The organism is Ramlibacter sp. P4_H7, assembly GCF_056400765.1.
Genome location: NZ_JBFUKP010000029.1, coordinates 1 through 18,320, shown reverse-complemented (window position 1 = coordinate 18,320; position 18,320 = coordinate 1). Strand labels below are relative to the sequence as shown.

Below are 18,320 nucleotides of genomic sequence, written 5' to 3'. Positions count from 1 at the left end.
GGGCGAGGGAGTTTCCAGGGGCCACGGCACCGCAGAGATGAGAGCACGACGGGGCGCCCATGCACGGGCTCACGCCGGTCCACCCGCGAGGCCGGCCCGCAGTTGGCGCTCCACCTCCGCGGGCACATCGCCGCGCATGCGCAGGAAGAAGGCCTGCTGCGCCCCCGGCAGCGCCGCCACCAGGTCGACCGCAACCTTGGCCAGGGTGACCGCGGCGGCGAGTCCCAGCCAGGCCCACTGGCGCCGGCGCGCGAACTGGCCAACCTGCGCCGTCAGCAGCGACCGGCGCGCCCGCAGGGTGCGACCGAGCTGGAATGGGCCTTGGCGATAGCCCAGCAGCACGTCCGGCAGGCACGCGTAACGGCTGGACGGCAGGGCGCGCAGCAGCAGTTCCTGGTCCTCGGCCCGCAGGACCTCGGGGTGGCGGTAGGGGTTGCGTTCGAACCAGGACCGGCGGCCCATCCACGAAGGATGCGGCAGCGGGATGCTGTTCCAGGGTCGGCGCGTCAGTGCCTCGTGGCTGGCCGGGGGCTGCAGCAGGCCGATCAGCCCGCCATCGCCGTCCCGGAACACGACCGCGCGGCAGCCTGCGAGGTCGACCTCCGGGTGCAGCTGCAGGAAGCGCACCTGGCGTTCGAACCGTTCGGGGAAGCACAGATCATCCGCGTCCATGCGCGCGACCAAGCTGCCGCGGGCGTGGCGGACGCCTTCGTTCAGCCGGGCCGCGAGCCCACGCCGCACGCCGTCCGACAGCACGCGGATGCGCGGGTCGCCCAGGGCGCTCGCCAGCGCGGGCGAGCCGTCGTCGGAGCCGTCGTCGAGCAGCAGCACCTCGAAGTCCGCGAAGGTCTGGCCGCGCAGCGATGCCAGCGCCGCCGGCAGCGTGCGGGCGCCGTTGTGCACCGGCAGCAGCACGGACACCAGCGGATCGGCCATTCAGGCCCCGGCCTCCAGCAATGCGCGCTGGGCGCGCCAGACCTCGGCGATGCCGTCGGGGCAGGCGATGCGCGGGCGCCAGCCGGACACCCGCTGCAGGGCCGACGCGTCCAGCACGTTGGCCGAGACGTCCGCCGGCCGCGCGGGCGCGAACTCGCAGCGCACCGGGAAGCCGGCCGGCTCCGCTTCATGGCGGATCAGGTCCAGGATGTCCATGTTGTCCAGGCCGATGCCGGTGCCCACGTTGTAGACGCTGCCGGGCACGCCGTGGTCCAGCGCGGCGACGATGGCGCCGGCGACGTCCTCGACATGGATGTAGTCGCGCACCGTGCCGCGGGCCCCGAACACCGTGATCGGCTTGCGCGCCAGCACCGAGCCCACCGCCGTGGCGACGAAGCCCTGGCCGGTGAACGGCTTCTGCCCCGGCCCGTAGGCATTGCCCGGTCGCAGCAGCACGGCCGGCAGGCGGTGGTGGTGTTGCTCCAGCAAGGCGTAGCGCTCGATGGTCAGCTTGGTGATGCCGTAGGGCGAGACGGGCGCGGGCACCGCGTCCTCGGTGATCGGCTGCACCGGCTGTTCACCGTACACCGTGCCGCCGGAAGACACGTAGACGTAGCGGCGCAGGCCCAGCGCCAGCGCGGCCTGCATCACCGCCAGCGACACCGGCACGTTGACCAGCAGTTCGGCCAGCGGATCGGAGAAGGTGGCCCGTGCCGCCGACGCGTACGACAGGTCGACGATCTCGGTGGCGCCGGCCAATGCGAGCCCCAGCGCGGCGCCGTCGCGCGCGTCGCAGGGCACGTAGCGCACCCGCGGATCCAGCGGCACGGCCGGCTGCGGCGAGCGACCCAGCACCACGAGCTCGCGCCCGCTGTCGGCCAGCTGGCGCGCCAGCGACCTGCCGATGAAACCGGCGCCTCCTACCAGGCAGCACGTCATGACGTCTCCTTGAGCACCATGGTCCCGCAGGGCTGCGCCTGGCCGGCCAGGATCGCTTCGTAGCGCCCGGCGATCACCTGCCAGGTGAAATTGGCCTGCCAGCGCTGGCGGCCGGTGCGGCCCAGGGCGCGCAGCCGCGCCGGGTCCGCCGCCAGCTCCGCGATGGCGCTGGCGAGCACCGCCGGGTCGGCCCGGGTGTAGCCGCGCTCGTCCTTGGCTGCCGGGCACAGCACGCCTGCGCCGGTCCAGCGTGCGATCTCCTCCGCGTTGCCCACGGGGACGGTGAGGAAGGGCGTTCCCGCAGCGGCGGCCTCGTACAGGACCAGCGGCGAGTATTCGATGTTGGAGGCGAAGACGAACAGGTCGGCCGCCATGTAGGCCTGCACCAGTTCGTCGCGCGGGAAGTTGGTGTGCAGCGCGAGCTTGGTGCCCAGCGGGCTGCGGTTGGCGGCCGCCAGCCACTGCGCCACGCCATACACGTGGCCGGGTTTCCAGCGGTCCGGCAGCACCTTCCAGATCGCGCGGTGGCGCGTTCGGTCGTAGACCCCGCGGTGCACCTTCTCGGTGGTGACCGCCAGGCCGTCGCGCCGCAGGGAGTTCGCGATCTGCATCGAGACCCGCATCACCTTGATCGGGCCGCGTGCGGTCCGCGCGACCACGCGCAGCGGCCGCTGCAGGTAGAGGGACACCCGGTTGGCCACGCCCTCCAGGCCCTCGTTGCGATAGACGCGCGTCGCCCGCGCCAGCACGCCCGGCGGGGGCGAGAGGGCGGGCGCCGCGGCGGCCTGCGCGACCGGAGACAGCAGCTCCGGCGAGGAACAGGAGAGCGGCGTGAGCGCGGTCGCCGGAGCGGGTTGCGGTGGCTGGGCGGACGGCGCCGGCGGCGGAGCGATGGGCGGCCTGGGCGGCTCGTTGCCATTGAGCAGCAAGGTCGCGTGGCGGCCGATCCGCAGCTTCAGCCGCGCGAACGCTTCGGCGACTTCGCGGTGGCCCTTCACGCCGGTCATGCTGCCGACGGTGAGCAGCACGAAGCTGTCCTCGGGGATGCCGTGCCGCCTGCGGAACGCGGGATCGGGCTGGACGTCGAACTCGGCCTCGCTGGCGCCGTTGGGCAGGATGGTGAAGCGATCGAGCCCGTGCGCGCGCGCGAAATCGACGTCGCGGTACTGCTCCGCGTAGAAGATCAGGTGGTCCCACTTGCGCATGACGTCGGGGAGCTGCTGGAAGTACTCCTGGTACGTCGGCTCGTACAGGCCGGAGAAGCCGCAGGGGATGAACACCTTGCGGCAGGTGAGGTCATCCAGCACCGGCCACAGCGCGTCGAAAGTCCATTGCTGCGCGGCCTTCACCATCAGCGCATCGCAGGGGAAGGTGCGCACGAACTCGCGGTAGCGCTCGATCTCCCCGCTCATTCCGCGCACCAGGTTGCCGACGATGTCGAAGCCGACGATCTCCACGCCGTTGAGGGAACTGAAGTCCCGCTCGCCCAGCCGGGTGGTGGCCACCGTCACCTGGTGGCCGCGCTGCACCATGCGCTCGGCCAGCTGCTTCATCACTTCCTGCACGCCCCCGACACTGGGAGAGTAGAACTCGCAGGCGAACAACAGGCGCATCGTCAGGCTCCCCGGACGAAGGAGGAAAGTTTTCGGAGGACGGTACGGGCGCCGCGGCCCACCGTGTCGGTGATCGGCCGGGCCCATGCAGGCTGCACGACCTGGCGCAGGTAGTGGCTGCGCAGGTTGCGCCTCCAGTAGGCGCAGCGCGCCTGGAAGGCACGGCGCTCCTGCGGGGACTCCACTTCGGTGGCGATGCGCTCGAAACAGCGCTCGAGCACCGCCCTCATCGCCGCCACATCCGGCCTCGCGTTGCGCGCCTGCGCCCAGCGGTGCACCAGCGCCGCGATGTCGCGGCAGTGCGGGTCGCCTTCCGGCAGTCCGGCCGTCAGCGCCAGGTTCTCAGCCGACAGGAGCACCAGCTTCGCCTGGAACGGGTGGGGGCCCGTGCGCGACAGGCTGCTCGGCACTTCGCGGTAGGCCAGGAGGCGCTCCGGCAGGTTGGCCACGCGGCCGGTACGCGCAAGGCGGCACCAGAGTTCGTAGTCCTCGGGGGGCTGCCGGCGCGCATCCGTGCAATAGCCGCCCAGGTCCAGCACTTCGCGGCGGCGCATCACGACGGAGCTGTGCACGAACGGGTTGTCGAACAGCAGGTCCAGCTTGAGCTCCGCGTTCCACTCCGGGTGGTCATGGGCGCGGTCCGTCGGCACGCCGGCGGACCAGATGGTGGCACGCGTGCCGAGCAGCACGCATTCCGGATGCGCCCGCATGTACGCCAGCTGCTTTTCCAGGCGGTCGGGCGACGAGAGATCATCGTGATCCTGTCGCGCCACCAGTTCTCCCGTGGCCGCGCGCAGCCCGACGTTGAGCGCCGCCGCCAGTCCCATGTTTGGCTGCTGGATGATGCGGATGCGCGAGTCGCGCGCCGCATAGTTTTCGAGGATGGACTGGCTGCGGTCGGTCGAACCGTCGTTGACGATCAGGAACTCGAAGTTGTGCACGCTCTGCGCCATGACGCTTTCGATCGCTTCCGCCACGTGGTCTTCGCCGTTGTAGACCGGCATCAGCACCGTGAGCGTCGGCTCGGGGCCTAACGGTGCCTCGGGCTGCGTGGCCTGGTGGTGGCGCAGGTTGTCGAGCCAGTAGGCGCAGCGCGCCTGGAACTGGCGCCGTTCGTCTTCGGAGTCCACCTCCGCGCCTATGCGGTCGAAGCAGCGCTGCAGGACCGCCTCCATCGCCGCGAGGTCCTGCCGGCGGGAGCGCCCCTCCGTGGACCGGTGCATCAGCGCCGCAATGTTGCGGCAGTGCTGGTCCGGTTCAGCGAGCCCTGACGTCAGCGCGACGTTTTCGGCCGACAGCAGCACCAGCTTGGACTGGAACGGGTTCTCGCCGGTGCGCGACATGCTCTGCGGCGCTTCGCGGTAGACGAGCAGCCGCTCCGGCAGGTTCGCCACGCGCGCCGCACGGCCGATGCGGGCCCACAGCTCGTAGTCCTCCGGCGGCTGGCGTTCGCGGTCCGTGGTGTAGCCACCCAGGTCCAGCACCGCCTGGCGGCGCAGCATCACGGAGCTGTGCACGAAAGGGTTGTTGAACAGCAAGTCGAGCTTGAGCACGGTGTTCAACACCGGGTGGTCATGGGCGCGATCGGTCGGCGTGCGGTCGGCCCAGATGCTCGCGCGGGTGCCGAGCAGCGCGCACTTCGGGTGCGCCTGCATGTAGGCCAGCTGCTTTTCCAGGCGCTCGGGTGCGGACAGGTCGTCCTGGTCCTGGCGCGCGATGAATTCGCCCTGCGCCATCGCCATGCCCTTGTTGAGGGTGGCCGCCAGTCCCATGTTCGCCTGCTGCACCACGCGGATGCGCGGGTCACGGGCGGCGTAGTCGTCCAGGATCGCCTGCGAGCCGTCCTTCGATCCGTCGTTGAGGATCAGGAACTCGAAGGACTGCAGCGTCTGGCCGAGAATCGTCTCGATCGACTCCGCCAGGTAATCCGCGCCGTTGTACACGGGCATCAGCACGGTGAGCAGGGGTGGGGATGACATGGGCGACGGTGAGGTTCAGAACCTGACCCAGGCAGCGGGAATCAGGTCGGAAGTGTCGATGGCCGGATCGGTGAACCAGCGCCGCGGCGCGGCCACGATCTTGTCCGGCGCGGGATTGAGCCAGGCGCCCCACCAGCTGAACGAGCTGTTGGCGACGATGTGGTGCCGGCACTGCTTCATCAGGTGCATGTCCCACACGCCGCGGTCCGGCGAATTCGCGTCGACGTGCACCGTGGGATGGGCGAACGGCATGTGCGCGCGCACCCAGTCCTGGTCGTCCGAGAAGACGAACAGCGTCAGCGGCCCGCAACGCTGCGCGATGTGGTCCACCGCCTGCCGGTAGTACTCGGGGGAGCAGGTGCCGTGGTAGGCCGCGGCGGTGGGATTGCTGACGTAGTCGCCGCGGCGCACGTGCAGCGACACCGCGGTGGTGCCCTGCATGCGCTGCAGCACCGCGCGGTTGGCCGCGTCCGGCTCGTCGATCACGCTGAAATCGCGGCGGATCGCGGCGGCGGCGTCGAGGAAGTACTTCTCGCTCTGCCAGTAGCCTTCCAGCAGCACCGGCGGCCGCTGTTCGAGCAGGCCGCGATCGAAGGCGAAGGATCTTTCGCGGTACACCGGCACGCCCTGTTCGACGCGCGCGGGGAACAGCTTGCGCCAGACCGCCCTGCCCTTGCGCACCAGCGGCGTCGCGAGCGTCGCGGTCTGCTCGGACGCAGACGGCAGCACGCGGGCGCGCACGCGCAGCGTGTCGAGCTCGTAGCGACGCAGGTGGTAGGTCGCGAACTCGCTGACGTCCAGCAGGAGTTCGCTGCCGGAACGGTCGGCAAGTGCCCGGGCGGCGGCGTACTGGAACATCTGGTTCCCGAGGCCGCCCAGGAGCCTGGTGGTGACGGCGTTCACGCGGCCACCTCCTTTGGCCGAGCGCAAGGCAGCTGTTCGCACGGCTGCGTCATCCGTCGTCGTCTTGCGGATGTCCTCACCTTGCCGCTCCCGAAGAGCCGCCTGCATGCGGTGCACCGTCGCTCGCGTCCTGCGGGGGGGATGGCGAGGCCTCGCCACCGGGAGCGCCTGGCTTGGGCGCCGCCGCCAAGGCAGCAGCTTCCCGCCTCCGCTCGCGGGCGGCACGGGCCGACACGACCAGCCCGCCAACGGACCGCTGGAGCCGGGACCGCAAGCTGTTTCCCTCCCAGGACCGGGCCGGCACGTGCACGTTGCAACGGCGCGCCATCTCCAGGTCGGCGCGGGCGGCATCGAAGTCCCACTCCGACTCCTTCACCAGGGCGCGCCAATAGCAGAAATCGCCGCCGATGCCGAACTGCTGCGCGTGCTCGTAGTGCTTCGGCAGGCCCAGGAGCACGTCGCGCTCCGCTCCGCGCGCGCGCCCGATCTCCCGTTCGCACAGCCGCCGCTGCTGCGCCGACATGCGCGGATCCGTCCTCAGTGCCGTGATCGCCCGGACCACCGGGCTCACATGCAGCATGTTCATGCGCTGGCGGGACATGCAGACGAGGATGTCCCCCGACAGGACGGCATCGAAGCCGCCCGCCGGAAACCCTGCCAGCACCTGCAGCACCTCGTCGATCAGCGGATAACCGGCGTGGGCATCGTGCTTGGCGAAGCCCTCGGGAACCGAGATGAACTGGCGCATGTCGTCGATGAGCACCACGTCGTCGGGCGACACCCGCTGCGCGATCAGCGCCAGTTCCGTGAGGATCGGCGTGTTCTCGTCGCCCCGCGCGGTGTTGCCGGCGCTCCAGTGCGCATCCAGCCAGTACAGCGTGGGCAGGCCGGCGCACAGTGCGGCGGCATCGACGATCCGGCGCGCCGAATCGCCCTGCAGCAGGGTGACATTGGGCCGGTCCGCGAATTTCTGGAGCGCGGCCTCATGCAACTCGGTGGAAAGTTCGATCGACACCGCGCGCTCGAACGAACCGCAGACGTTCTCCAGGCTTTGGCCCAGGTAGGTGCCGGTCTCGATGAAGCCGCGCAGCCCGAACACCTGCGCGAGCCGGCCGACCCATGCGCTGTCCAGCGCCCCGGAGGCGTCCTTCACCAGCGACAGGGGCAGGTCCATGCCGGTAGTCGACATCATTGGCCCTTCAGTTTCGACAGCGCCCAGTAGTACTGGTCGCTTTGGCCCACGGGGAAGCGCCGCAGTTCCGGGGGCAGCAGTTGCCAGGCCTCGGGATCGATCTTGACGCCATGCCACACCAGTTCCGGATAACCGGCCACGTGCACGCTGCCGTCATAACCGTGGAACACCTGCGTTTCGAGATCGACGGTCTTCACCTGGATGGGCGCGTAATGGGGCAGCCGGGCGGCCGCGGCCGCGTCCGCGCGCACGAACACGGCATTGATGTCGGTCGCGCCCGCCAGCACATAGCCCTTCGCGGCGCCCAGGCGGTGCAGCGCCGTCAGCGAGCAGCCCTGGTGGACCTGGGGATCCATGGCCTGGACGAAGTCGACCTGCACCGGGATCGTCGGATTGAATTCGACGATGCACACGAGCGGCCGGTAGTCGCTCAGGTGCTCCCAGATATGGAAGTCGTTGCCGTCGATGTCGATGGACAGCACGCCGAACTCCCGGGGGCAGGCGGTGTCGCGCAGCATGCGGTCGAGCGAATGCTCCCCGGTCGGCATGACGTACCCCGTCTTGACGGTGATGCCGGGCACGTTCGCGTAGTTGCGCACGGCATCCTTCGCGCGGTCCGGTTCGCCTTCGATGAAGCAGCCGGCCCAGCCCTGCTCCGCAAGGTGCGCGGAGTTGGACAGGTGAAGTCCGTCCCAGGCGCCGAATTCGACGAAGTAGCGGGGGCAGTCGGGCAGGCGTTCCAGCACGTATTCGAGGAGGCCGTCCTCGCCGTACTGCGAGTGCACGTTGCGCAGGCGCCCGGCATAGGCAGGCGCCGGAATTCCGGGCATGAGCTTCAAATTCATAACTTGCTGATCTCCCAGTCCAGGTGGGGCCGGTTCACGCCGGGCAGGCTGCCCGTCCAGCCATGGCGGCGCGGGTCGCTGTCCTGCGGCTCGAACACCTCGAAGCGCAGCGCCCGGTCGGCGGCAAAGTGGACGGGGTTGGGCAGCTCATAGCTGCTGAGGCCCAGGGTGATCGTGTAGCGGCCCGTGTTGATCAGGAAAGGCGGCACGATGCAGGTGGCCTCGTACTCGCCGGCCTTGGAAGGGGCGACATGCTCCGGAAACGCGATGAAGAAGCGCCGGCCGTCTTCAAGGTAGAAGTGGAAGTTCGGAACCATCCGGAAGGGGACGTCGCGCCGCATCCGGTAGCGCAGCACGCAGCGGATCGGCTGGTGGATCGGCAAGCGGGCCGACACGCCACCCGACGCATCGAGCAGCCGGGCACCGATGAATTCGGCGAAATCGCCGACCTCCCGGTACAGTTCGTCGCCTTCGCGGTACGTGTACTCGCCCTGCAGGAACTCGTCGCGTTCCTCCTCTTCGTCATCCTCCTCCACGGCCGGTGCGTCGGCTGCCGGCGCCGGTGGCGGCGGGACGGCGGCCACGTTGTCCAGCGTGTAGGCACTGACCGCTGCATCGACCATCCCGTAGGTGTGCAGCCGTCCGTCCTTCAGGTACAGGGCGGTCTTGCAGGTCTGGATGATCGCCTGCGTGCTGTGGCTGACGAACATGAGCGTGCGACCCTCGCGCCCCGCCAACTGCATCTTGTCGATGCACTTGCGCTGGAAGCGCATGTCGCCCACGGCCAGCACCTCGTCCAGGATCAGGATGTCGGGCTCCAGGTGCGCCGACACGGAGAAGGCCAGCCGCACGTACATGCCGCTCGAATAGAACTTCACCGGCGTGTCGATGAAGCGTTCGATCTCGGCGAAGTCGACGATCTCGTCGAACTTGCGGGCGATCTCGCCGCGGCTCATGCCCAGGATGGCGCCGTTGAGGAAGACGTTCTCGCGCCCGGTGAGTTCCGGATGGAAACCCGTGCCCACCTCCAGCAGGCTGGCGATCCGGCCCCGCAGCGTCAGGCTGCCGGAGGTCGGCTCCACCACGCGGCTGATGATCTTGAGCAGCGTGGACTTGCCGGCGCCGTTGCGGCCCAGCACGCCCACGCGGTCGCCCTGCCGGATCTCGAAGGAGATGTCGTCCAGCGCACGGAACTGTTCGACGGTGCGGCGCTGCTCCAGCGCCTCGGGCGCGCGCTCCCGGCCGTGGCCGGCCCGCCCGAGCGAGACCAGCTTGCGCAGCCCGCTTTCCAGCGTCGCGCCCAGCGAGCGCGAAACGTTGGCTTCGTGATTGATGGCGTAGACCTTGCCCAGGTTCTCCGCCTTGACGACGACCTTCATGCGTTGCTCAGAGGAAATCCACGAACTGCCGTTCGACGTGGCGGAACCAGTACAGCCCGACGATGAGGACCACGACCGTTGCCACGATCGAGAAGATCATCCCGGGGATGTAGACGTCGAAGCGCTCCCCCAGGATGGCCCAGCGGAACCCGTCGATGATGCCGGTCATGGGATTGAGGGAGTAGACCCAGCGCCACTTGCCCGGAACCAGGTTGGCGCTGTAACCCACCGGCGACACGTACACGCCCAGCTGCAGCGCGAACGGGATCAGGTGGCGGAAGTCGCGGTAGCGCACGTTCAGCGCGGCGCCGCACAAGCCCAGCCCGTACGCCAGCGCCGCCACCCACAGGGTGAGCACCGGCAGGTACAGGATGCGCCAGTCCGGCGGGTACCCCGTCCACAGGGCCACCACCACGATCAGCAGGCAGGAGACCGCATAGTCCACGAGGCAGACCATCAGCACCGAGATCGTGATGATGAGGCGGGGGAAGTAGATCTTGCCGACCAGCGCCGCGTTCGACTGCACGCTGCTGCTCACCTCGGTGACCGCAGCCGCGAAGAAGAGCCAGGGCATCAGGCCCGAAAACACCAGCAGGGGGTACGGAACGTTGCTCGAAGGCAGCGCCGCGATCCTGCCGAACACCAGGGTGAACACCATCAGGGTGAAGATCGGCCGGATCAGCACCCACAGGATGCCGACCATCGTCTGCTTGTACTTGACGATGACGTCGCGCCACGCGAGGAAGTAGATCAACTCCCGCTTGGCCCAGAGATCGCGCCAGTAGTGGCGTTCGCCGATGCCCTGGCGGATCACCACCTCGTTCTGGAGGGCCTCACGCATCCGGGGCTTTCATGCAAGGGCGAATGGCGCGCCGGGTCTCCCGTGCCGGCAAAATGCAAATCACGTTGTCCGCATCCCTTTGGTTTCAGCGGGTGCGCATTCCGGCATTGCTCTGCCGTCAGCCGCGCATCGGCGGCGCGCACCCGAACTCGTTCATTGCGATTGGTCGTCCCTGGACTGCCCATCGAAGAGGCATGCCAGGTTCCGGTGCCCCGTTGGCCCGCCCGCTCCCTTCCTTCGATACGGCATCCCGCCTCGGCGCCCGGCCCGCAAAGCGGACACGCGGCGCAAGGCCGTGGTGGCAGGCACCTGGCCCACCAGGATGGGATTATCTCATCGCGCGCGCGGTCCCGCCGCCAATGGCGGCAGATCGCTCCACGGGGAATCGGCCCCGCTTACAAAGGCGGCACGGGCGCGAATGAAAAAGTTGCATGTGCGCCCCACGCACGGGTCCGATCCGTTGGCCCAACCGGGGCGGGACCGAACGGTACGCCGCGGACCCCATTGCCCGGACATCCCCTTACGATTCTCACAGGGCCGTCGCCCACGCCCACGGGCTGCGCGCCCCTGCAGGCTCAGTCGAACAGGTCCGCCGCGTCCAGGGCGACGCCGGCCTGGTCCTTGGCCGACATCACGGGCTGCGCTATGCCGGCCTGCGCCAGCGGCCAGCCCACGCCCAGGCGCGGATCGTTCCAGGCGATGCAGCGCTCGTGCTGGGGCGCGTAGTAGTCCGTCGTCTTGTAAAGGAAATCCGCGAACTCGCTGAGCACCAGGAATCCGTGCGCGAAACCCGGCGGCACCCACAGTTGCCGGTGGTTTTCCTCGGACAGCTCGGTGCCCACCCACTTGCCGAAGGTGGGAGAGGAGCGCCGGATGTCGACGGCCACGTCGAACACGGCGCCGCGCGCCACCCGCACCAGCTTGCCTTGCGGCTGCTGGAGTTGGTAATGCAGGCCGCGCAGCACGCCCTTGGCCGAGCGCGAGTGGTTGTCCTGCACGAAGTGCGTATCCAGCCCGGTGGCGTCCCGGAAGGCCCGTTCGTTGAAGCTCTCGAAGAAGAAGCCGCGGGCGTCGCCGAAAACCTTCGGCTCCATCACCAGCACGTCCGGGATCGCGGTCCGGGTGACGTTCATTGGGTGCTGCTCCTTTCGCGCAGGATGTGCAGCAGGTACTTGCCATACCCGTTCTTCTTCAGCGGCTCGGCGAGCTTTTCCAGCTGCGCGTCGTCGATGAAGCCGCTGCGCCAGGCGATCTCCTCGGGGCAGGCGATCTTCAGGCCCTGCCGGTTTTCCAGCGTGGCGATGAACTGGCCCGCCTCCAGCAGGCTCTCGTGCGTGCCGGTGTCCAGCCAGGCGTAGCCGCGCCGCATGATCTGCACGCTCAGCTGCTGCTTCTGCAGGTAGGCGTCGTTCACCGCCGTGATCTCCAATTCGCCGCGCGCGCTGGGTTTGACCGCTTTCGCGATGTCCACCACCTGCTGGTCGTAGAAGTACAGGCCCGTCACCGCGAACTGGCTCTTGGGCTGGGCCGGCTTTTCCTCGATGCTGCTGGCCTTGCCGGCGGCGTCGAACGCGACCACGCCGTAGCGTTCCGGGTCCTGCACGTGGTAGGCGAACACCGTCGCGCCTTCCTGCTGGCGGTCGGCGGCCTGCAGCATGGGCTGGAAGTCGTGCCCGTAGAAGATGTTGTCGCCCAGGACCAGGGCGCTCGGCGCGTTGCCCACGAACTTCTCGCCGATGATGAAGGCCTGCGCCAGGCCGTCCGGGCTGGGCTGCACGGCGTACTGGATGTTCAGCCCCCACTGCGAGCCGTCGCCCAGCAGCTGCTCGAAGCGTGGAGTGTCCTGCGGCGTGCTGATGACGAGGATGTCCCGCATGCCTCCCAGCAACAGCGTGCTGAGCGGGTAGTAGATCATCGGCTTGTCGTACACCGGCAGCAGCTGCTTGCTGATGGCCAGCGTCGCCGGGTGCAGCCGCGTGCCGGAGCCGCCGGCGAGGATGATGCCTTTGCGTCGGGTCATGGGTGTCAGAGGATTTCCTGCAGCATGCGCGTGACGCCGTGTTCCCACGAAGGCAGCGCGAGGCCGAACGTGGTGCGGAACCGGTGGGTGTCCAGCCGGGAATTATGGGGCCGCTGCGCGGGCGTGGGGAACGCGCTGCTGGGAATGGGCAGCACCCGGTCGGGCCCGGCCTTCAATGCTTGCCCGGCCCGTTGCGCGTGCGTCACGACGAAGCGTGCGTAGCCATGCCAGCTGGTCTCGCCGGCCGCCGCCACGTGGTAGATCCCGGGTGCGCCCTGTCCGGCCAGCAAGGAGCGCACCGCGTGGGCCGTCACGTCCGCCAGCAGGTCCGCGCCGGTCGGCGCGCCCACCTGGTCGGCCACCACCTTCAGCTCGTCGCGCTCGCGCGCCAGCCGCAGCATGGTCTTGGCGAAGTTGCCGCCGCGGGCGCCGTACACCCAGCTGGTACGCAACACCAGGTGCCGCGGCAGCACCGCGGCAATGCCCTGCTCGCCTTCGAGCTTGGTGCGCCCGTACACCCCCAGGGGACCGGTCGGATCGGTCTCGGTCCAGGGGCGCGTGCCGCTGCCATCGAAGACATAGTCGGTGGAATAGTGGACCAGGAGCGCATCCACTTCGCGCGCCGCCTGGGCCAGGGCCGCGGGGGCCAGCGCATTGACCGCGCGGGCAGCCTGCGCATCCGACTCGGCCTTGTCGACCGCGGTGTAGGCCGCGGCATTGACGATCACGTCCGGGCGGACGGTGCGCACCGTTTGCGCCACACCTTGGGCGTCGGCCAGGTCGCCGCACAGCGCTTGGTCCCCGGCGCGATCGAGCGCGACGAGTTCGCCCAGCGGCGCCAGGCTGCGCTGGAGTTCCCAACCCACCTGCCCATTGCGCCCGAACAGCAGGATCTTCACGGGACGCTCAGGCCGCCGCGGCGTACTGCGTGGCGATCCATTCGCGGTAGGCACCGCTCTGGACACGCTGCACCCATTCGCCGTTCGCCAGGTACCACGCCACCGTCTTGCGAATGCCGGTATCGAAGGTCTCCGCCGGCTTCCATCCCAGTTCGCGCTCGATCTTGCGGGCGTCGATCGCGTAGCGGCGATCGTGGCCGGGGCGGTCCTTCACGTAGGTGATCTGCTCCCGGTAGCTCGCGCCGCCGGCCTTGGGCCGCAGTTCGTCGAGCAAGGCGCACACGGTGTGCACGATCTCGATGTTGGGCTTCTCGTTCCAGCCGCCCACGTTGTAGGTCTCCCCCAGGCGCCCGCCCTGCAACACCCGCCGGATCGCGCTGCAGTGGTCGCCGACGTAGAGCCAGTCGCGGATCTGGCGGCCGTCGCCGTACACCGGCAGCGGCTTGCCCGCGAGGGCGTTGACGATCATCAGCGGGATCAGCTTCTCGGGAAAATGGTAGGGGCCGTAGTTGTTCGAGCAGTTGGTGGTCAGCACCGGCAGCCCGTAGGTGTGGTGGTAAGCGCGCACCAGGTGGTCGCTCGCGGCCTTGCTCGCAGAGTAGGGGCTGTTGGGCTCGTAGCGGTTCTGTTCGCTGAAGGCGGGATCCGTGGCGGCCAGCGAACCATAGACCTCGTCCGTCGACACGTGCAGGAAGCGGAACGACTCCTTGTTCGCGCCCTGCAGGGCCTCCCAGTAGCCCCGAACCGCTTCCAGCAGGTGGAAGGTGCCGACCACGTTGGTCTCGATGAAAGTGCCCGGGGAATGGATCGACCGGTCCACGTGCGATTCCGCCGCGAAATTCACGACCGCGCGGGGCCGGTGCCTGGCGAGCAGTTCGTCCACCAGCTTGCGATCGCCGATGTCGCCCTGCACGAACACGTGCCGGGCGTCGCCGTCCAGCGAGCGCAGGTTCTCCCGGTTGCCTGCGTAAGTCAGTTTGTCCAGGTTCAGGACCGGCTCACCCGTCTCGGCGATCCAGTCCAGCACGAAGTTGGAGCCGATGAAGCCGGCCCCTCCGGTCACGAGAATCACGAGGAATGCTCCAAAATGTCGGCCAGGGAAGCCGAGCCCGTGCGAATTTATCCTATCCGAGCCAAAGTCACCCGCCCGGAACGGCCGGTTGGGTGCTGCAGCGAAGTCATGAAAGCTCCTGCCGGACGTACAGGTGATCCCCGGTGACTTCGCCGACCGTATCCTTGAGCTTGACGAAGCCGTTCGCGACCATGAAGCCCTGGATCTGCTCCGCCAATGGCTGGCCCGCGTAAAGGGGCACCCTCTCCACTTCCAGCCAGATCGCCCGCACGCAACTTAGCAGGTCGCCGGCGCCTTGCAGCACCTTGAGTTCGGCGCCCTGCACATCCATGTGGATGAAATCGATGCGCTCGATGCCTCGCTCGGCGCAGAAGCTCGCCAGCGTGTCCGTCGCCACTTCGATGGACTGCTCGAATCGGAGCCAGGGATAGTGTTCGCGAAGCTCACCCGGCGGCAACAGCGAACTGGACTTGTTACCGTACTCCCAGTCCGCCGTGCTCGGCAGATTCTCGGGAGAACCGGAAGAAACATGGAACGTCGCCGTTCCGCGCTCGTCGGACAACGCAATCGGGAAGGCCTCGACCTGGGTCGCACCATAGGCGGCGACCTGCCGGTGCAAGGTGCTCATGTTGGACGGCAGCGGCTCGAACGCATAGATGCGCGCATTCGGAAACTCGCGGGCATAGCGGATGGAGTCCTCGCCTTCGCACGCCCCGATGTCGAAGATCACCAGTGCATCCTGGGAATCGAAGAGAGTGCGCAATTCGCCGGCGATGGGCAGCGGTGACTGGATGTAGGCATCCCGCGTAACGGCTGGCGGGGCAGGAGCGTCCTGAGCCGGCGCCGCAGGCGCGCCTGGATCGGTCGACGCTGGAGCCTGGACAGGCGCATTCCGACCGAGTTTTCGCCAAAACCTCTGCAGCATTCCAAGTACATCCGTTCAATCTTTGGACGATTGTACGGTCCGCCTCCCGGCAGAGCGGTGCTTCCCCTCAGGGGATCCCTAGGCCCCCGCCCTTTCTGCGGCAAAAGCGGACGCCACCGCGGCGCGCATGGGCAACACGCCTCAGAAGTGGATCCCCCGCATCATCTGCTGCAGCGCCATCGCTTCCGCCGACAACTGCGGTTTCGCCCCCTTGTCGCCCTTGGCCGCCCCCGAGTCCGGGAACATGCGGAAGCTGGTGTTCATGGCGATCTGGGCCACGCGCGGCGTCAGGGCATGCAGCACCTGGCCCGCAATGCCCAGCCGCGTGGCGATGCGCACCGGCTTGGCCACGCACGCTTCAGCCACCAGGTCCGCCGCCTCCTCGGGCGCCAGCGTCGGCACGTTGTTGTAGATCTTGGTCGGCGCGATCATGGGCGTGCGCACCAGCGGCATGTTGATGGTGGTGAAGGTGATGCCCTGGTCCTGGAATTCGCTGGAAGCGCAGCGCGTCCAGGAGTCCAGCGCCGCCTTGGAGGCGACGTAGGCCGAGAAGCGCGGCGCGTTGGTGAGCACGCCGATCGAGCTGATGTTCACCACGTGCCCGTGCCGCTTGGCCACCATCGAGGGCAGCAGGCCCATCGTGACGCGCAGTGCGCCGAAGTAGTTCAGCTGCATCGTCCGCTCGAAGTCGTGGAAGCGGTCGTAGCTGGCCTCGATGGCGCGCCGGATGGAGCGGCCGGCGTTGTTGATCAGGAAGTCGACGCCGCCGTGCTTTTCGATCAGCAGCTGCACGAAGCGGTCGATGTCCGCCATGTCGGCCAGGTCCGCCGGGTAGGCGACGAATTCGTAGCCGCGCGCCCGGGCCTCCGCGCAGGCCTCGTCCAGCTTGTCCTGGTCGCGCCCGCAGATGATGGTGGTGGCGCCGGCCTCGGCGAACTTGTGCGCGCTCGCCAGGCCGATGCCGGAGGAGCCGCCCGTGACCAGCACCACCTTGCCTCCGACTGTGCCGCGCAGCGACCGGTCGATGTGCAGGTCCGGGTCCAGGTGCCGCTCCCAATAGTCCCACAGGCGCCACGCATAGTCCTTCAGGTTGGGGCAGGCGATGCCCGTCCCCTTGAGCAGCGCCTGTGCCTCGCGGCTGTCGAAGCGCGTCGGGTAGTTCACGAACTGCAGGATGTCCTCCGGCAGCCCGAGGTCCTTCATCACCGCGTTGCGCACGCGGCGGATGGGCGCGATCGCCAGCAGCCCCTTCTTGACGCTGCGGGGAATGAATCCGAGCAGCGCCGCATTGACGAACACGTTCATGCGCGGCGCATGAGCCGCCCGGCTGAAGATGTCCAGCACGTCGCCCACCCGGTAGCCCACCGGGTCCACCAGGTGGAAGCAGCGCTTGGCGATCTCGGGCTGGTGGCTGATGTGGTCCAGCGCATCCACCACGTAGTCGACCGGCACGATGTTGATGCGCCCGCCCTCCAGCCCCACCGCCGGCATCCAGGGCGGCAGCAGCTGCCGCATGCGCTGGATCAGCTTGAAGAAATAGTAGGGGCCGTCGATCTTGTCCATCTCCCCGGTCTGGCTGTCGCCCACCACCATCGCGGGGCGGTACACCGTCCAGGGGCCCTTGCATTCCTCGCGCACGATCTTCTCGCTCTCGTGCTTGGTGAGGAAGTAGGGGTGCTCGAAGTTCTCGGCCTCCGCGAACATGTCCTCGCGGAAGACGCCCTCGTACAGGCCGGCTGCGGCGATGGAGGACACGTGGTGGAAGTGGCCGGCGTCGATCGCGCGGGCGAATTCCACCGCGTGCTGCGTGCCCGCCACGTTCACTTCCACCTGGCTTTCCTCGTCGGCGGACAGGTCGTAGACGGCGGCCAGGTGGAACAGGTGGTCGATCTGCCCCTTCAGCTTCTTCACGTCCTCGGCGGAGACGCCGAGCTTCTTGCGGGTGAGGTCCCCGACCACCGGCATGGCGCGCGCGGCGCCCACCCCCCAGTACTCGCGCAGTTGCGGCACCTTGCCTTCGCTGCCGGGGCGGATCAGGAAGGACACGGTGGCGCCCTTGCGCGCCAGCAGTTTCTTCACGAGCCTCTTGCCGATGAAGCCGGTGGCGCCGGTGACGAAGTAGTGCATTGATCCTCCTCAAGCCCGCTCGGGCCGCTCGCGGGCATTCTGCATTAGGAAGACCCACCTACACATCCCCCGCGCACGCGCTACATTCCCCGTGCAGGGCGCGGAATTCCGTTCCAACAGGAGAAGCACGATGGTGACGAAACTCAAGAAGACCGGCGGCGACGGCAAGGCCTCGACCGCGCAGCTGGCCAGCACGGTGAAGGAATCGGCGCAGCAGATCTGGCTCGCGGGCCTGGGCGCCTTCTCCAAGGCGCAGGAGGAAGGCAGCAAGGTGTTCGATGCGCTCGTCAGGGAAGGCCAGACGCTGCAGAAGCGCACCCAGAACGTCGCCGAGGAAAGGCTCTCCGAAGCCACCACCCGCATGGCGTCGATGGCCACCGACCTGTCCAACAAGGCTTCGGGGCAGTGGGACAAGCTGGAAGGCATCTTCGAGGACCGCGTCTCCCGCGCGATGAAGAAGCTCGGCGTGCCGTCATCGCGCGACATCGACGCGCTGGTCGACCGCATCGAGGAACTCCAGCGGACTGTGGCCAGCCTGCAGGGCGGCACCGCCCGCAAGCCGACTGCGGCCAAGCGTCCGGCGGCGAAGTCGGCCGCCGCGAAGGCCGGCGTCCGCCGGCGCGCACCGGCGCGCAAGGCTGCCGGGTGAG

At 68.5% G+C, this 18,320-nt stretch carries 16 protein-coding genes; 1 reads left to right on the top strand and 15 read right to left on the bottom strand.

Features of this window, described 5'->3' with window-relative positions; genetic code table 11:
- Window positions 1–69: 69 nt before the first annotated feature.
- The 15 genes from AC1DSA_RS24770 to AC1DSA_RS24700 form a co-directional block, all read right to left on the bottom strand.
- The gene (locus AC1DSA_RS24770) at window positions 70–936 is read right to left on the bottom strand and encodes a glycosyltransferase family 2 protein (RefSeq protein WP_477893670.1); all 867 of its coding nucleotides are present in this window, start codon (window positions 934–936) and stop codon (window positions 70–72) included.
- On the bottom strand, window positions 937–1,875 hold the full coding sequence (locus AC1DSA_RS24765) for an NAD-dependent epimerase/dehydratase family protein (protein ID WP_477893668.1): 939 nt from the start codon (window positions 1,873–1,875) through the stop codon (window positions 937–939). It abuts the gene before it with no gap.
- Window positions 1,872–3,488: a glycosyltransferase family 4 protein gene (locus tag AC1DSA_RS24760; protein WP_477893666.1), complete on the bottom strand. Its 1,617-nt coding sequence runs from the start codon at window positions 3,486–3,488 to the stop codon at window positions 1,872–1,874. Before AC1DSA_RS24760 ends, AC1DSA_RS24765 begins: the two co-directional genes overlap by 4 nt.
- 2 nt (window positions 3,489–3,490) lie before the next feature.
- Entirely contained in the window at window positions 3,491–5,467 is a 1,977-nt protein-coding gene (locus AC1DSA_RS24755; protein ID WP_477893664.1) for a glycosyltransferase family 2 protein, read from the bottom strand.
- Between the two features lie 15 nt (window positions 5,468–5,482).
- Complete coding sequence (locus AC1DSA_RS24750) at window positions 5,483–6,370, bottom strand: alpha-1,2-fucosyltransferase (protein ID WP_477893662.1); 888 nt, start codon at window positions 6,368–6,370, stop codon at window positions 5,483–5,485.
- Between the two features lie 76 nt (window positions 6,371–6,446).
- Window positions 6,447–7,544: a hypothetical protein gene (locus AC1DSA_RS24745; RefSeq protein ID WP_477893660.1), complete on the bottom strand. Its 1,098-nt coding sequence runs from the start codon at window positions 7,542–7,544 to the stop codon at window positions 6,447–6,449.
- A gap of 14 nt (window positions 7,545–7,558) precedes the next feature.
- Complete coding sequence (locus AC1DSA_RS24740; RefSeq protein WP_477893658.1) at window positions 7,559–8,407, bottom strand: hypothetical protein; 849 nt, start codon at window positions 8,405–8,407, stop codon at window positions 7,559–7,561.
- Window positions 8,404–9,786, bottom strand: coding sequence for an ABC transporter ATP-binding protein (locus AC1DSA_RS24735; protein WP_477893656.1), 1,383 nt, complete (start codon window positions 9,784–9,786; stop codon window positions 8,404–8,406). Before AC1DSA_RS24735 ends, AC1DSA_RS24740 begins: the two co-directional genes overlap by 4 nt.
- A gap of 7 nt (window positions 9,787–9,793) precedes the next feature.
- Window positions 9,794–10,627 (bottom strand): ABC transporter permease, encoded by an 834-nt coding sequence (locus AC1DSA_RS24730; protein WP_477893654.1) that lies wholly within the window; start codon window positions 10,625–10,627, stop codon window positions 9,794–9,796.
- 575 nt (window positions 10,628–11,202) lie between these two features.
- Entirely contained in the window at window positions 11,203–11,760 is a 558-nt protein-coding gene (gene rfbC / locus AC1DSA_RS24725; protein WP_477893652.1) for a dTDP-4-dehydrorhamnose 3,5-epimerase, read from the bottom strand.
- The gene (gene rfbA, locus AC1DSA_RS24720; RefSeq protein WP_477893650.1) at window positions 11,757–12,647 is read right to left on the bottom strand and encodes a glucose-1-phosphate thymidylyltransferase RfbA; all 891 of its coding nucleotides are present in this window, start codon (window positions 12,645–12,647) and stop codon (window positions 11,757–11,759) included. Before rfbA ends, rfbC begins: the two co-directional genes overlap by 4 nt.
- 5 nt (window positions 12,648–12,652) lie before the next feature.
- Window positions 12,653–13,546, bottom strand: coding sequence for a dTDP-4-dehydrorhamnose reductase (gene rfbD / locus AC1DSA_RS24715; RefSeq protein ID WP_477893648.1), 894 nt, complete (start codon window positions 13,544–13,546; stop codon window positions 12,653–12,655).
- Between the two features lie 7 nt (window positions 13,547–13,553).
- Window positions 13,554–14,618 carry a dTDP-glucose 4,6-dehydratase gene (gene rfbB, locus AC1DSA_RS24710; protein WP_477893646.1) on the bottom strand — a complete coding sequence of 355 codons (1,065 nt, stop codon included), beginning with the start codon at window positions 14,616–14,618 and terminating at the stop codon, window positions 13,554–13,556.
- A 106-nt stretch (window positions 14,619–14,724) separates the two neighbouring features.
- Window positions 14,725–15,348, bottom strand: coding sequence for an FkbM family methyltransferase (locus AC1DSA_RS24705; RefSeq protein ID WP_477893644.1), 624 nt, complete (start codon window positions 15,346–15,348; stop codon window positions 14,725–14,727).
- 336 nt (window positions 15,349–15,684) lie between these two features.
- Window positions 15,685–17,670 carry an SDR family oxidoreductase gene (locus AC1DSA_RS24700; RefSeq protein WP_477893642.1) on the bottom strand — a complete coding sequence of 662 codons (1,986 nt, stop codon included), beginning with the start codon at window positions 17,668–17,670 and terminating at the stop codon, window positions 15,685–15,687.
- A 130-nt stretch (window positions 17,671–17,800) separates the two neighbouring features.
- On the opposite strand from AC1DSA_RS24700, the gene AC1DSA_RS24695 reads away from it, so the two are divergent.
- Complete coding sequence (locus AC1DSA_RS24695) at window positions 17,801–18,319, top strand: phasin family protein (RefSeq protein ID WP_477893640.1); 519 nt, start codon at window positions 17,801–17,803, stop codon at window positions 18,317–18,319.
- The last annotated feature ends 1 nt before the right edge of the window (window position 18,320 follow it).

Coding starts and splice junctions, on each gene's coding strand:
- AC1DSA_RS24770 (WP_477893670.1), bottom strand. CDS start 936: ATGGCCGATCCGCTGGTGTCCGTGCTGCTGCCGGTGCACAACGGCGCC.
- AC1DSA_RS24765 (WP_477893668.1), bottom strand. CDS start 1,875: ATGACGTGCTGCCTGGTAGGAGGCGCCGGTTTCATCGGCAGGTCGCTG.
- AC1DSA_RS24760 (WP_477893666.1), bottom strand. CDS start 3,488: ATGCGCCTGTTGTTCGCCTGCGAGTTCTACTCTCCCAGTGTCGGGGGC.
- AC1DSA_RS24755 (WP_477893664.1), bottom strand. CDS start 5,467: ATGTCATCCCCACCCCTGCTCACCGTGCTGATGCCCGTGTACAACGGC.
- AC1DSA_RS24745 (WP_477893660.1), bottom strand. CDS start 7,544: ATGGACCTGCCCCTGTCGCTGGTGAAGGACGCCTCCGGGGCGCTGGAC.
- AC1DSA_RS24740 (WP_477893658.1), bottom strand. CDS start 8,407: ATGAATTTGAAGCTCATGCCCGGAATTCCGGCGCCTGCCTATGCCGGG.
- AC1DSA_RS24735 (WP_477893656.1), bottom strand. CDS start 9,786: ATGAAGGTCGTCGTCAAGGCGGAGAACCTGGGCAAGGTCTACGCCATC.
- AC1DSA_RS24730 (WP_477893654.1), bottom strand. CDS start 10,627: ATGCGTGAGGCCCTCCAGAACGAGGTGGTGATCCGCCAGGGCATCGGC.
- rfbC (WP_477893652.1), bottom strand. CDS start 11,760: ATGAACGTCACCCGGACCGCGATCCCGGACGTGCTGGTGATGGAGCCG.
- rfbA (WP_477893650.1), bottom strand. CDS start 12,647: ATGACCCGACGCAAAGGCATCATCCTCGCCGGCGGCTCCGGCACGCGG.
- AC1DSA_RS24700 (WP_477893642.1), bottom strand. CDS start 17,670: ATGCACTACTTCGTCACCGGCGCCACCGGCTTCATCGGCAAGAGGCTC.
- AC1DSA_RS24695 (WP_477893640.1), top strand. CDS start 17,801: ATGGTGACGAAACTCAAGAAGACCGGCGGCGACGGCAAGGCCTCGACC.